The sequence below is a fragment of the Clostridium sartagoforme genome (assembly GCF_004794105.1).
Lineage (GTDB): Bacteria > Bacillota > Clostridia > Clostridiales > Clostridiaceae > Clostridium > Clostridium sartagoforme_B.
The window spans coordinates 216,723-232,601 of the sequence record NZ_SRYR01000004.1 but is presented as its reverse complement, the minus strand read 5'-3'; the positions used below and the strand labels follow the sequence as shown (position 1 = coordinate 232,601).

The 15,879-nt window shown below is 30.7% G+C and carries 10 protein-coding genes and 1 riboswitch; of the genes, 1 reads left to right on the top strand and 9 read right to left on the bottom strand.

The window, feature by feature from the left end; translation table 11 throughout:
* Position 1: 1 nt before the first annotated feature.
* Complete coding sequence (locus E5347_RS10620; protein WP_136007187.1) at positions 2–1,297, bottom strand: PTS sugar transporter subunit IIC; 1,296 nt, start codon at positions 1,295–1,297, stop codon at positions 2–4.
* A 248-nt stretch (positions 1,298–1,545) separates the two neighbouring features.
* Between E5347_RS10620 and E5347_RS10615 the strand changes: the two genes are divergently transcribed.
* On the top strand, positions 1,546–2,271 hold the full coding sequence (locus E5347_RS10615) for a GntR family transcriptional regulator (RefSeq protein ID WP_168354950.1): 726 nt from the start codon (positions 1,546–1,548) through the stop codon (positions 2,269–2,271).
* Positions 2,272–2,660: 389 nt separating this feature from the next.
* On the opposite strand, the gene guaA is transcribed toward E5347_RS10615, so the two are convergent.
* From guaA to E5347_RS10575, 8 genes are all read right to left on the bottom strand, one after another.
* A complete protein-coding gene (guaA, locus tag E5347_RS10610) occupies positions 2,661–4,202 on the bottom strand; it encodes a glutamine-hydrolyzing GMP synthase (RefSeq protein WP_136007183.1) in 1,542 nt (513 codons plus the stop codon).
* Between the two features lie 328 nt (positions 4,203–4,530).
* On the bottom strand, positions 4,531–5,979 hold the full coding sequence (gene guaB, locus E5347_RS10605) for an IMP dehydrogenase (protein WP_136007180.1): 1,449 nt from the start codon (positions 5,977–5,979) through the stop codon (positions 4,531–4,533).
* A 154-nt stretch (positions 5,980–6,133) separates the two neighbouring features.
* A riboswitch (purine riboswitch) is annotated at positions 6,134–6,231 on the bottom strand.
* Between the two features lie 241 nt (positions 6,232–6,472).
* On the bottom strand, positions 6,473–7,171 hold the full coding sequence (locus tag E5347_RS10600) for a response regulator (protein ID WP_136007178.1): 699 nt from the start codon (positions 7,169–7,171) through the stop codon (positions 6,473–6,475).
* Positions 7,146–9,851 carry a sensor histidine kinase gene (locus E5347_RS10595; RefSeq protein WP_136007176.1) on the bottom strand — a complete coding sequence of 902 codons (2,706 nt, stop codon included), beginning with the start codon at positions 9,849–9,851 and terminating at the stop codon, positions 7,146–7,148. The genes E5347_RS10600 and E5347_RS10595 overlap by 26 nt, the downstream gene beginning before the upstream one ends.
* 205 nt (positions 9,852–10,056) lie before the next feature.
* Positions 10,057–10,650: a potassium-transporting ATPase subunit KdpC gene (gene kdpC, locus E5347_RS10590; protein WP_136007174.1), complete on the bottom strand. Its 594-nt coding sequence runs from the start codon at positions 10,648–10,650 to the stop codon at positions 10,057–10,059.
* A gap of 13 nt (positions 10,651–10,663) precedes the next feature.
* Positions 10,664–12,730, bottom strand: a complete 2,067-nt coding sequence (kdpB, locus tag E5347_RS10585) for a potassium-transporting ATPase subunit KdpB (protein WP_136007172.1) — start codon at positions 12,728–12,730, stop codon at positions 10,664–10,666.
* Between the two features lie 12 nt (positions 12,731–12,742).
* Entirely contained in the window at positions 12,743–14,482 is a 1,740-nt protein-coding gene (gene kdpA / locus E5347_RS10580) for a potassium-transporting ATPase subunit KdpA (protein WP_136007170.1), read from the bottom strand.
* A 482-nt stretch (positions 14,483–14,964) separates the two neighbouring features.
* Positions 14,965–15,855 (bottom strand): hypothetical protein, encoded by an 891-nt coding sequence (locus E5347_RS10575; protein ID WP_136007168.1) that lies wholly within the window; start codon positions 15,853–15,855, stop codon positions 14,965–14,967.
* Positions 15,856–15,879: the final 24 nt, after the last annotated feature.

Sequence of the window (15,879 nt, the reverse complement as noted above, 5' to 3'; positions counted from 1 at the left end):
CTTAGTCCGTAATACCTTTTTCTTCGTTTTCTATAAACTGTTTATCCTGCATTTTCATGAATGGATAATAAATTACGACAGCAAGAGCAAGAATAATTATTTGTAGTACGGCGCCTGAAAATCCACTTAAAATAAATCCTGAGATAACAGGTGGCATTGTCCATGGAACTTGAACCCCAACAAATGGAACAATTATACCTGTAGCTGTTGCTACATATGTTAAAATGTATGCTATTACAGGAACAATGATAAACGGAATTAACATCAATGGATTATAAACAATTGGTAACCCATAGATAACTGGTTCATTAATATTGAAGATTCCTGGAACTAAAGATAATTTTGAAATATTTTTCAACTGCTTTGATTTTGCAGATAATACTGCTGCAATAAGTAGCCCTAAAGTGATACCTGTACCACCAAATTTAACAAAGTTATCTATTACTTGAGGTGTTACAATATGTGCACCTTCAGCAACTGTATTTAATCCTTTTGCAGCAAGTTCAGAGTTTGCTAAAGCATTTGCTGTTAAAATAGGAGCCATAACCCCCATTACAATATTCGGACCATGTAATCCTGCCCAAAATAGTAATGAAATGAGAAGAACAATAATCAAACCGCCCAAGAAAGTATCGCTTAAATTTTGCATTGGAACCTGTAAAGCTTCAAAGATAAATTGTGTTAAAGTTGTATCGAATGAGCTAAATATTTGGAAAATAATCATAGCACCTAAAATTATAACAAACCCTGGAATCAATGCAGTAAATGCATTAGCTACACCATCTGGTACACCATCAGGCATTTTAATAGTTATCTTTTTCTTTAGAAAGAAAGTAAATACAAAGCCAGTAATTAATCCAACAATAATAGCTGATATAACACCTTGTCCACCAGTCCAAGACTTTGGAATAATAGCACTTACAACCTCTCCGCCTGTAGTTACTGTAGATGAAGCTGTAACAATTAAAAATGATACAAGAGCTATGATTGCACTTGATATACCATCTTCTCCATCATTTCTTGCATAAGCATAAGCAATTCCAACAACTGAAACAATTGCTAAGATATCAAAGGTTGCTCCTGCCACCTGATTTAATCCTATATTCCATGTTTCCCCAAATGTCGAAGCCATGAAATCCGCATACCCTGTAATTGGTAAATTAGCTACTAATAAGAATAATGATCCTATTAATGTAATTGGCATAGTCAATACAAACCCATCTTTTAAAGCTGTTAAAGCTTTTGTACTTGAAATTTTCACCATTGCTGATAAAAATTTTTCAAAAAATTCCTTCATAATTTTTATTCCCCCTTTTATTAAAATTTATTATACAAATTAAAATACCTTTTATATTATTCATTTAGAATTTAATTGAATAATATAAATTCATTCGAATGACTATTTATACTATATCATCATTTTTATGGTTTGTAAACCCTTTCATTGGAAATTGTTGTTACTTTTTATTCGAATGATTTTTTTATTTGATTTTATTTATTACTATGCTACTATATAAATATAAAGGTTTAACTAGAGGTGTTGACATGAAAGCAAAAGAGTTAAAAGAAATTCTGCTCGAGCAAATTGAAAATGGAATGTATAATGAAACAAAAAAATTGCCTACAGAGGATCAATTAATTAAAACTTATGGTGTTACTCGCTATAGTGTACGTAGAGTAATAGAAGAGCTCGCTGAAATGTGCATTGTCTATCAAGTACAAGGTAGCGGTGTGTATATTAGAGAAAATCGTAGAAGTGGCTATTTAAGCCTTTCTAGTACAAGGGGCATTAGTAATGAGTTTATTGATAAAAATGTAAGTACTAAACTAATTTCAATGAATCTTGAAAAAGCTACAGAAAAAGATATAGAGCTTTTTAAATGCGATGAAAATACAGAGATTTACAATGTGATTCGTTTGCGTCATGTGGATAATAATCCATTTGCTTTAGAGTTTTCGCGATATAATAAAAAATTAGTCCCTTATTTAAATAAGGAAATTGCTGAATCATCAATTTTTAACTATATTCAGGATGCATTAAAACTAAATATTGGCTTTGCAGATAAAATCATTGAGAGTAGAAAGATTACTGAGTATGAAGCAGAATTATTAGAACTTGAAAAAGGTGATCCTGCAATCATAATAAATGATACTGTTTATTTAAAATCTGGAGAAATTTTTGACTGTAGTTCTGTAGTATATAATTTTAAATATGCTAAATTTTTTGATCTTGCTATATTTAAAAAACAACGTACCTTAAAAGTGAATTAGTTCTGAATATTTATTTAGATCGTACAAATATTTAATCAGCTATTGAAAAAATATACCAAAATATTGCATATAATAAATGGTATTAAGGAAATTTAATATTTTACTTCATATTTATACTTATGTGAACATTACCTATATTAATGAATCTATTTGGGATACAGGAAAAGATATTTCTTTTCTAATATAAATTATTATTTCAGAGGTTTAATACATAATCTTATGTATTAAGTGAAATTTTCTAAAGGTAATTTGGATTACCCTAGAATCATATATATATATTAATAATATCTTATAAAGACATTATAAAAAATTTAACTAAAAAAGAGTTATAATTTATTTCTATCTCAGAAATATTTATAACTCTTTTTATCTATATTAGACTTTTATTATTACTCAAATTCAATAGTTGCTGGTGGTTTTCCTGTGCAATCATAAAGCACACGGTTAACACCTTTAACTTCATTTACTATTCTAGTTGTTACTTTTCCAAGTACTTCCCATGGAAGGTCAGCTGATTCTGCTGTCATGAAATCACTTGTTGTTACAGCTCTAAGTGCTATAGCATAATCATAAGTTCTTTCATCTCCCATTACTCCTACTGATCTCATGTTAGTAAGGGCTGCAAAGTATTGACCAATTTCTTTATCAATTCCAGCCTTTGCAATTTCTTCTCTGTAAATTGCATCTGCCTCTTGAACTATCTTAACTTTTTCAGCTGTTACTTCGCCTATGATACGTATTCCAAGACCTGGACCTGGGAAAGGTTGTCTGAATACTAACTTTTCAGGTATTCCAAGTTCTAAACCTGCTTTACGTACTTCATCCTTAAATAATAGTCTTAATGGTTCTATTATTTCTTTGAAATCTACATAGTCAGGAAGTCCCCCAACATTGTGGTGTGATTTTATAACTGCTGATTTTCCAAGTCCACTTTCGATTACGTCTGGATAAATAGTTCCTTGTACTAAGAAATCTACTGTTCCAATCTTCTTAGCTTCTTCTTCAAATACTCTTATAAATTCTTCACCAATTATTTTTCTCTTAGCTTCTGGTTCTTCTACACCCTTTAACTTTTCGTAGAATCTTTCTTGAGCATTTACACGTATAAAGTTTAAGTCATATTGTCCATTAGGTCCAAATACTTCTTCAACTTCATCTCCTTCATTTTTACGAAGTAAACCATGATCAACAAATACACAAGTTAATTGGCTTCCTACAGCTTTTGAAAGTAATACTGCAGCTACAGATGAATCAACTCCACCTGATAATGCACATAATACTTTACCATTTCCAACTTTTTCACGGATTTCTTCAATTGTCTTTTCAACAAATGAATCCATCTTCCAATCTCCAGCACATTCACAAGCATTGAATAGGAAGTTTGAAAGCATCTTATTTCCTTCTTGAGTATGCATAACTTCTGGATGGAATTGAACTGCATAAAGCTTCTTTTCTTCACATTCCATAGCTGCAACTGGACAAACAGGAGTAGTAGCTACTATCTTAAATCCTTCTGGAGCTTTTTCTATGTAATCTGTATGACTCATCCAACAAATAGTAGATGGTGATACACCTTTAAATATCTTAGATTCTACATCTACATCAACTTTAGTCTTACCATATTCACTTACAGGAGCAGTTGCAACTTTTCCTCCAAGCATATGAGACATTAATTGAGATCCATAGCATATTCCAAGGATAGGAATTCCAGCTTCAAATAATTCTTTTTCACATAAAGGAGAATCTTCACCATATACGCTGTTAGGTCCCCCTGTAAAAATTATTCCCTTAGGATTCATTTCTTTTATTTTATCAACACTTATAGTATGTGGATGAACTTCACAGTAAACACCACATTCTCTAACTCTTCTAGCAATTAATTGATTATATTGACCACCAAAGTCAACAACTAAAACTAATTCTTTATTCATGTGACCCTCCAAAGCGTAATTTATTTATAAAAACTTAACACATATAAGTTTAAAGGAAAACCGACATATTAACAATATGTAAATAACAATTAACAGTTAGCAATTAATAATTAACAATTTATGAAGTAATTTGTGCCAAATTACTAGAAAAAAATCTTTAATGAAACTCAAGCAAGGCTTGAGTTTCTTCCTTAATTATTAATTCTCCACTGTTAATTCTCTTCACTGTTAATTATTCTATTTTAATCATACGAAACTCAATTCATTGAGTTTCATCCTTAATTGTCAATTGTCCATTATTAATTGTTAATTATTATAGTAAATATGCTTATTTACTATAATTAGGTGATTCCTTAGTTATATTAACATCATGTGGATGACTTTCTCTTATTCCTGATGCAGTTTGTACAACAAACTTAGCATTTTCATATAAATCATCAAGAGTTGGTGCTCCTAAGTATCCCATTCCTGATCTGATTCCACCTAGTAATTGATAAATTGTATCTGCTACAGCACCCTTAAATGCAACTCTTCCTTCAACACCTTCTGGTACAAACTTCTTAGTTCCATTTTGGAAGTATCTATCACTTGAACCCTTTTCCATAGCTCCAAGAGATCCCATTCCTCTATAAACCTTGTAGCTTCTTCCTTGATATATCTCCATTTCACCTGGTGCTTCTTCACATCCTGCAAACATTGATCCCATCATTGCAACAGAAGCTCCACCAGCTAAAGCTTTAACTATATCTCCTGAGTACTTTAATCCACCATCAGCAATTACTGGTACTCCATATTTCCTTCCTTCTTCAGCACAATCCATAACAGCTGTTAATTGAGGTACTCCAACACCAGCAACTATTCTTGTTGTACATATTGAACCAGGTCCAATACCAACCTTTACACAATCTGCTCCAGCTTCTATTAAATCTCTTGTAGCTTCTGCAGTTGCAACATTACCTGCTATTATTTGAAGATCTGGATACTTAGCTTTAATAGCTCTAACTCCATCCATAACTCCTTTAGAATGTCCATGAGCTGTATCTAATGTAATAACATCTACGCTAGCCTTAACTAAAGCATCTACTCTGTCCATCATATCTTTAGTTACACCAACTGATGCTCCACATAATAATCTTCCCTTAGAATCCTTAGCAGCATTTGGGAAAGCTTTAACTTTTTCAATATCTTTAATAGTGATTAGTCCCTTTAAATTATTGTCACCATCTACTAAAGGTAGTTTTTCAATTTTATGTTTCTTTAATATTTCTAGAGCTTCTTCTAAAGTAGTTCCTTCACCTGATGTTATAAGTGGGCTCTTAGTCATAACTTCAGAAACTAATCTATCAAAGTTAGTTTCAAAAACTATATCTCTATTAGTGATAATTCCAACTAACTTAGTTCCTCTTGTTATTGGAACTCCTGAAATTCTATATTGAGCCATTAATTCTTGAGCTTCTCTTACAGTATGATTTTCAGATAAGAAAATAGGATCTGTTATTACTCCATTTTCTTGTCTCTTTACTCTATCAACTTCCTTAGCTTGTTGTTCAATAGTCATATTCTTATGAATAATACCTATTCCACCTTCTCTAGCTATAGCAATTGCCATCTTTGATTCTGTTACAGTATCCATACTTGCACTCATTAGTGGAATATTTAAGCTAATCTTCTTAGTTAATTTAGTTTTTAAGCTTACTTCATTAGGTAAAACCTCAGATTTATTTGGTACTAGTAATACATCGTCAAATGTGTATGCTGTTTTAATAATAGTTGCCATTGTTCTTCCCCCTTGAAATGATTTATTTCTTTCATTTTATTTTATGTATGAATTATTTATTTCGTATTTTTACTTATTTTTAGGTATAAAAAAAAGCACACTAATCTTCTAAGTGAAGTTAATATGCCTAAAATCCTATAAAAAGTTATAGTTATAGTATATCAAAATCACTCATAGTCGGAAATTTAAGGTTTCCGGTAGATACTCTCTGCCATATTCAGAGGATATACGAGTTTTGCTTATTACTTTGTTTTAATTTATAGATATTATATAACTCCCTAGATAGCTTGTCAATAAGTTTGCAATTTATATTTCAGATAAACTTTCTTATGAAATCTATATCATTATATATAATTTCTAAAATAATAAAATATCATTGATATTACTACATAAATTCAGTATAAGATTTATAAGTTTACAAGATAAATAAAACTATAAAGAAAAAACTCCACTCGGAGTTTTTATACTAAAATTTATTTAAGCACTTTCTAAATTAATTATTTATCCTAATTAACCTATAGCCAACCCCTATATGTGTTTGAATAAATCTTCCCTTTTCACAATTCTTCTCAATCTTCTTCCTTAAAGTAGCCATAAATACTCTTAAAGAAGGTATATCACTTTCATAAGCTACTCCCCATATTTCCTTCAATATATAAGTATGGGTTAACACCTTCCCCACATTTTTAGCTAATAAGCATATTAATTTATATTCTATTGGAGTTAAATGTATTTCTTCATCCTTAACAAATACACATCCTGAAATATAATCTATTTTTAATTCACCATTTATAAATTCAGTGCTTTCTTCTTTTCTTGTATTATCATAATTCATTTTCCTTATAGCAACTCTTATTCTAGCTAAAAGCTCATCTACACTAAAAGGCTTTGTTAAATAATCATCTGCACCTGAGTCTAATGCTTCGATCTTATCTTTATCTTCACTTCTTGCACTTACTACTATTATTGGACAATTTGACCATAATCTTATTTTCTTAATTATTTCAACTCCATCTATATCTGGCAGACCAAGATCTAATATAATAATATCTGGTTTATTAGATGTCACCATTAACATTGCTTGTTCCCCATTTTCTGCAATTAAGCAATTATATGAATGTACCTCCAATGTTGCAGATATAAAATTTCTTATTGCTTTATCATCTTCAACTACTAAAATTGAAACCTTCATTGTTAACCTCCACCTTAGTTAATGTAAAACCAATTACCGTACCTTTAGGTTTATTATTTCTTACATAGATTTCGCCACCATGGGCATTTATTATGGACTTACATAAGGCTAGCCCTAGCCCTATACCTCTTCTACTATCACCTTTATTTTCACTTGAAGTAAAGAACATATCAAATATGCATTCTTGATTTTCTTTACTTATTCCAAGACCATTATCTAAAACTTCAATTATAACCTTATTACCCTTAGTAAATGATCTTATTACAATATCTGTACCTTCATCTGTATATTTAATAGCGTTATCTAAGATATTAATCAGTACTTGAACTATTAATCTCACATCTACATCTGCCATAATAAAATCATTGGCTAGGTCTATCTTTAAATTGTAATTTAAAATCTTACGATTTACATGTGTTACTGCTTCATTAATAATATCTTCTACTAATTGTGGCTCAGTTTTTAATTGAACTTTCCCATCATCTAACCTAGATGCTGATAATAAATTCTCTACTAAATTAATTAACCATATAGAATCATCATAAATATCTGATATTAGCTTTTTCTTAGTATCTTCATCAAAATCATTATTTAATATAGAGCTTGCACTTCCTGATATACTTGTTAAAGGGGTCCTTAAGTCATGAGAAACAGCTCTCAATAAATTAGCTCTAAACCTTTCATTTTCAGCCTGCATTAAAGCCATCTTTTTTGATTCATTTAAAGTGTATTTTTCTATAGCAAAAGATATTTGACTAAGCATAGCTTCTAATAATGATTTTTCGCTACTATCTACACTTTCATCCTCTTTTAATACTATAGCTATAACTACCATTACATTTTCTTGCCCTATTAAAGGTATATAAGTTGCCTTTGCTCCTGGCAGGGTATCTGTCTCTGCCCCAGCTCTCTTTTTATTTTTTATTACCCAAGTAACTATTGCTTTTTCATCTTCAACTATATACTTATTATTAATCTTAACTAATGACTCATTCTTTTGCTTATATACATTAGATATTTCTTCATTAGAAACTTCATATATAATGATAGATTTTCTTAAAAACTTATATAATTGCTTTTGAGCTGTAAAAATTATATCTTCAAGAGAATTAGCTCTTTCAAGCTCTCTACTTGCTTCAAGTAATATATTAGTCCTATTAGCAATAATTGCAGAAACCTTCGCCTGCTGCTTCACCTTATTTGTTAATGTACTTGTAATTAATGCAGAAGCTAGCATTATAATAAAGGTAACTACATAGGTCGGATCATAAAAGTCTAATGAAAACCTTGGATTAGTAAAGAGAAAATTGAATAACATAACACTAATTAATGCTGCTATTCCACCATAAAGAAATCCATCAGTTTTATTAGAAACAAAAAGAACTCCTAAGATAAATACAGTTATTATATTGGCTTCACTAAACCCTAAATTATAAAGAAAAAAGCTAAATAAAGTTGCAATTGATAATATTCCAAAGGTTCTTATAAAATCCCTTGTTGATATCTCAATATTCTTAACTACATAATTTCTTTTATGAACTAAATCATCATTATCTGGTATAACATATAAATCTATTTCTGGAGCAAGCTCAACTATTCTATCTACATAACCAAGCTTAGACTTAAATAAACTCTTTTTTCTTTTAGTTCTTCCTATTATAATCTTAGATACTCCACTTAACTTTGAGTACTCAGCTACTTGGTAAGGAATATCATTTCCATAAACAGTTTCAACCTTTGCACCTAATTCTTCAGCAATCTTCAAATTTTCTCTGAGTTTTTTAATATTACTTTCACTAAGCTCCTTAGAATCTATCGTCTCTACAAACAGCGCTGTGAAACTTGCATGAAAGGCTTCTGCCATCCTTGCAGCTGCTCTTATAACCCTAGCATTAGTTGGTGATGAGCTTAAGCAAACTAAAATATGCTCATTAGTATGATACACACTCTTACTGAAGCTTTTATTTATATTTACTTCCTTATTAACTCTATCTGCTACTTCTCTTAGAGATATTTCACGAAGGGCAGCTAGGTTTTCCTTTGAAAAGAAATTACTTAATGCCTTCTTCGCTTGAATATCTTTATAAATCTTTCCTAAATTAAGTCTTTCAATAAGTTCAATTGGCTCTATATCTATTAACTCAACTTGGAATGCTTCTTGAAAAAATCTATCTGGAATTCTTTCTTTAACTACTACATGAGTTATAGATGCAATAATATCATTTAAGCTTTCTATATGCTGTACATTAACAGTAGTATAAACATCAATTCCAGCCTCTAATAACTCTTCTATATCGCTATATCTCTTATTATGCCTTAGTCCTTCGGCATTTGTATGAGCTAATTCATCAACTAATATTAATTGTGGTTTTCTATTTAAAGCACCATCTAAATCAAACTCTTTAAGTGTTATTCCCCTATAGTTAACAGAGAGCTTAGGCAAAATTTCTAATCCATCTAAAAGAGCCATAGTTTCAGGCCTAGTATGAGGTTCTATATATCCAACTACTACATCTACACCTGCTTTTTGTGCATCATGAGCAGCTTCGAGCATAGCATAGGTCTTTCCAACACCTGCTGCATATCCAAAAAATATTTTTAGTTTTCCCTTGGCATCCTTCTTTTCTTCATCTTTAATTTTTCTTAAAAACTCCTCTGGATTAGGCCTAGACTCTTTCATTAAATCACCCCTTTTTTTAATTAAGAATTAAAAATGAAGAATGAAAAATTATTGAAGTAATTCAGCATGAGCTGAATTACAAAATTTAAATTTCAAAAACTCCTAAGAGTTTTCATCCTAATTCTTTAATTTTTTCATTCTTTCATTCCAAGAACTCTCTTGGAGTTTTATCCTAAATTCTTCATTATTCATTTTTAATTTTTCATTATTCAAGCTTGCCATCTAGTGCAAGATTGACTTCAAGTACATTTACTGTTTTTTCACCAAATACACCTAAAAATCTCTTATTAGTATATTTATCTATTATTGATTCTACTTCATCCTTACTCATATTTCTTTCTCTAGCAATTCTATCTACTTGATAATCTGCAGCTGCAACAGATATATGAGGATCAAGTCCACTACCTGAAGCTGTTACTAAATCTACTGGTATAGGTTCATCTCCTTTTTCAGGATTAGCCTTTCGTATTTTTTCAACTCTTTCTTCTACTAACTTTTTATATTCATCACTAGCAGGACTTAAATTTGAAGGAGCAGAGTATAAAAGTATTTCTCCATTTTCATTTTTAAATGTGCTAGTGTCTAAATTCATTACTCTTCCCCATAAATATTTATCACCTGTAAATTCTTGTGCTAATAATTCACTTCCATATTTAATACCATTTATCTCAATAATACTACCATTTGATTTATCTTTAAAGAAAATTTGAGAAATTCCTGTAATAAATAATGGAAATAACACACCACAAATAATTGTAAATACTAAAAGGAATTTAGCTGATTTGCCTAAAAGTTTCATATATAACTCCTCCTTATACTATGCCTAAAGCTGTTATTATTAAATCTATTATCTTTATTGCTATAAATGGGCTAACTAGTCCACCTAATCCATAAACTAAAAGATTTCTTGATAAAAGCTTACTAGCTGGAACTTCCCTATACTTAACTCCCTTTAATGCAAGTGGTATAAGAGCTATTATAATTAAAGCATTGTAAATAACTGCTGAAAAAATTGCACTTTCAGGACTGCTAAGACCCATAATATTTAATTTATTTAATTCGGGATATAATCCAATAAATAAAGGTGGAATTATAGCAAAATACTTAGCAATATCATTAGCAATACTAAATGTAGTTAAAGCTCCTCTTGTCATTAAAAGCTGTTTACCAATTCTTACTATATCTATTAATTTAGTTGGTGATGAATCTAAATCTACCATATTTCCAGCTTCTTTTGCTGCTTGAGTACCAGTATTCATAGCAACTGCTACATCTGCTTGAGCTAAAGCTGGAGCATCATTAGTTCCATCTCCAGTCATTGCTACTAAATGGCCTTTCTTTTGAAAATCCTTAATCATATTAAGCTTTCCTTCTGGTGTTGCTTCTGCTAGGAAATCATCTACTCCTGCTTCTGCTGCTATAGCTGCTGCTGTAAGAGGATTATCTCCAGTAATCATGATAGTCTTTATACCCATTTTTCTTAAATCTGCAAATTTTTCTTTAACCCCTTGCTTAACTATATCTTTAAGATGTATAACCCCTAAAACCTTACCGTTCTTAGCAACTACTAAAGGAGTTCCCCCAGTATTTGCAATATTCATAACTACATCTTCACATTCTTTAGAAAAGCTACCTCCCTTTTCTAAAATATAATTTTTAATTGTGTCACTAGCACCTTTTCTAATTTCATTCCCATTAAAATCTACACCACTCATTCTAGTTTTAGCCGAGAATTCAACGAAGCTTAAGTTCATATCTTTAATATCTCTTCCTCTTATTCCAAACTCTTCTTTAGCTAGAACTACTATACTTCTACCTTCTGGAGTTTCATCTGCAAGAGATGATAATTGTGCTGCATCTGCAAGTTCTAATGCATCCACTCCATCTACTGGTATAAATTCACTAGCCTTTCTATTTCCAAGAGTTATAGTACCAGTTTTATCTAACATTAAAATATCAACATCACCAGCTGCTTCTATAGCTCTACCACTCATAGCTAGTACATTTGCTTGATTTAATCTACTCATACCAGCTATACCAATAGCTGAAAGAAGTGCTCCTATTGTAGTTGGAGCTAAACATACTAAAAGTGCTATTAATGAAGTAATTGAAGTATTATTAATTTCCCCTGCTTCTGTTGCAATAAAGTGTGAATAAGTGTAAAGAGCAGCTGTTACTATTAGGAATATTATTGTTAATGATACCAAAAGTATTTCTAAAGCCTTTTCATTAGGAGTCTTCTTTCTTGATGCTCCTTCAACCATTTCAATCATCTTGTCCATAAATCCTTCACCAGGATTACTACTAATTCTAATTACAATGAAATCTGAAATAACTGTTGTTCCACCTGTTACTGCACTTCTATCTCCACCACTTTCTCTAATAACTGGTGCAGATTCACCTGTGATGGCACTTTCATCTACTGATGCAGCACCATCTATAACTTCTCCATCTGCTGGGATTTGTTCTCCTGTACTAACTATAACAATATCACCTTTTTTAAGATCAGTTGAATTAACCTTAGTAATATTAGTTACTTCTTTTATTGATGGAATCTTATTTGCTAAAACTTCTTTCTTAGCAGATCTTAAAGCATCTGCTTGAGCCTTACCTCTTCCTTCTGCAATTGCTTCTGCAAAGTTTGCAAATAAAACAGTGAACCATAGTAATATTGCTATTCCTAAAATAAAGCTTGGAGAATTATCTTTAATTCCACCTAGAGCTAAGAAATATAAAATTGTTGTTATTATTGATGAAATATATACTATAAACATTACTGGATTTTCTTTTTGTGCTTTAGGGCTAAGCTTCACAAAGGAATCTTTTATTGCCCTCTTTAAAATATTTTTATCTTTAAAAATACTATTACTTTCCTTCATATCATTCCACTCCTATCCTATCATTTGGAAGTGCTCAGCTATTGGCCCTAATGCAAGAGCTGGGAAAAAGCTTAAAGCTCCTACAAGAATTACTACAAATATTAATAATCCTATAAATAAAGCATTGTGTGTTGCTAAAGATCCTGAGCTTACTGCTACTTTCTTCTTACTTGCAAGAGATCCAGCTATAGCTAAAGTTCCAAACATAGGTACAAATCTTGCAAATAGCATTACTAGTCCAATGCTAATATTTATAAATGGTGTATTTGCAGCAAAGCCTGCAAAGGCTGAACCATTATTACCACCTGCTGATGAGTATGCATATAGCATTTCTGAGAAACCATGCGCTCCTGAATTGTTTAAACTTTCTAAAACGCTTGGTACTAATGAAGCTATAGCACTACTTACTAATATTGCTATTGGAGTTGCTAAAGACACTAACATAGCCATTCTCATTTCATAAGGTTCAATCTTTTTCCCTAAATATTCTGGTGTTCTACCTACCATAAGTCCTGCAATAAATACTGCTATTATTGCAAAAGCAAGCATTCCATATAGTCCACAGCCAACTCCACCAAATATTACTTCTCCAAGTTGCATTAGAAGCATTGGAACCATACCACCAAGTGGAGTATAACTATCATGCATTGAATTTACTGAACCATTAGAAGCTGCTGTAGTAAAGGCTGCCCAGGTTGATGAAGCTGCTATACCAAATCTAGCTTCCTTACCTTCCATATTACCTCCAGCTTGATTTACTGTAGAAATATCAACTGCTCCTCCACTTGCAAGTTGTGGTGTTGCATTTGCTTCACTAACTGCAATGGCTGCTAAAGCAATTACTAAAACTGAGAACATTGCAATAAATATAGCTCGACCTTGTTTTTTATCCTTAATATTTCTACCAAAGGTAAAGCAAAGTGCTGCTGGTATTAATAAAATTGATATCATTTCAACTGCATTAGAAAATGGTGTTGGATTCTCAAGTGGATGTGCTGAGTTAACTCCAAAGAATCCACCTCCATTAGTTCCTAATTGTTTAATTGAAATTTGACTTGCTGCAGGTCCCTGAGGTACAACCCCCTTAGTTACTACAGTTCCATCTTCTAAAGTTACTGGTTCTAATAATTCTACCTCTTCATATGCTTTAAAGTTTTGTACAACTCCTTGAGAATTAATTAAAACTGAAACTACTATTGATAATGGAATTAATATATATAAAACACTTCTTGTTGAATCTACCCAAAAGTTACCTATTGTTTTCTTTTCTGTTCTAGAGAAACCTCTGATTAAAGCAAATAATACTGCTATTCCTACTGCTGCTGATAAAAAGTTTTGAACTGTAAGTCCAAGCATCTGGGTTAAATATGATAATTGAGATTCTCCTGAGTAAGCTTGCCAGTTAGTATTACTTACAAAACTTGCTGTTGTATTAAAGCTTAAATCAAAACTTGTCCCTTTAACGCCTTCTGGATTTAAAGGTAAAAATCCTTGTATAATTTGCAATGCAAATAAGAATATAAAGCTAAGTAAACTGAAGAATACTATGGATTTAAAATACTTTTTCCATCCCATTTCCTCATTTTCATTTACCCCTAGAATCTTATAAATAAATTTTTCTACTGGCTTAGTAACCTTACTTAGAAAAACCTTCTCTCCATTCATTACCTTTCCAATATAACTACCTAATGGAATAGCTAAAACTACTAAAATAATTAAATACAATGAATATTGCAATATTGAGTTAATCATTCATTATCACCTCTTAGTAAAATATAAGTTAAATAAACAAATAAGCTTAAGGCCACAAGCCCCACTAAATAAATAACTACTGTCATTATTAATCCCCCTTCCATAATTGAATTATATAAAAATCCATATAAAGATAGTGTTAGGATTAATAATCAAAACATTAAGATTGTATAAAGATTTTATGTAAATAAATAATGCTAATCATAACTACTCTGTGCTCCGTCGCAAGCTCCAAGTCCTCTTTTTCATAACATTATTAGTCTGCATATTTTGATTATTGAGCGACTGAATGAATAAATTTAGTTATAATGAAAAGAGGATTCAAGCGCTAGCTTAAATCCTCTTTTTTAATTTATATCACTTTAGTACTTATTCTTTATAATATTTATTTATTAATTACTGAATTAAAAATAACTCTAAATAAAAAGATATCTCTTACCCATTAAATATAGTGCTTAAATTAAGAGATATCTTTTTCTTATTTATAAATCTTCTTTAAATATAATCTTACCTTCATCATTTCCATATAAATATGAAGTTCTTAAATATATATTCTTAGCCATAATATTACCTATAATATATATACTATTTGCTTCTATATATACATTTCCATCAGGGGCATATATACTTCCAATCACAGCTACACCAGCATCACTTTTAATTCTAATACTACTATCATATAAAGTTAAATTTGTTGGTGTCATTGTTTTCTTTTTAGAAGCAATTACAATACTGTTCTTATTATTTAAATCCTCTCTCTCATTTGGAGGTAAAATCCCCTTAGCATTAGATGCTTTTATATCAATTTTACCATCAGCTACTATATAATTATTTAATTCTTTTAAGTCACCTGTAATATCTCCTTCTTCATTAATATTGCCAGCTTCATCTAGCTTTTTTTTAGCTATTATAGAATTTCTGTTCAACTCATCAGTAGTTATTATCATATTCCCATTGTGAATTTTACCATTTTCTAAAGCTATCCCTTCAACACTTTCCATTAAATTTATCATTTTTTTAGAATCCTCGTCTGTAATGATATGTGACTCCTTATTATTATCTAATGTTAAAGTACCGAAATTATTATTCCATACACCATCAATAAATTTTCTTTCCTTAATATCATTATTACTCCAGGTATTTCCTTCAATCTTTACTGTTGTAGCATTGAATGTCAAACTTTTATTTGCCCAAATATCTCCTTTAAAACTAATATCAGTACCATAAATATGAATATTTTCAGTAGCAAAAAGTGCAAAGTCCAAAGGGCTTTTTTCACTACCTTCATCACCTGTTGCAAATGCCATATATGATACTAAACTTACAACTAATAAAGATAATGATAATATAATTATACTTTTCTTTTTCTTCACCTAAATACCTCCTTTACTATTACG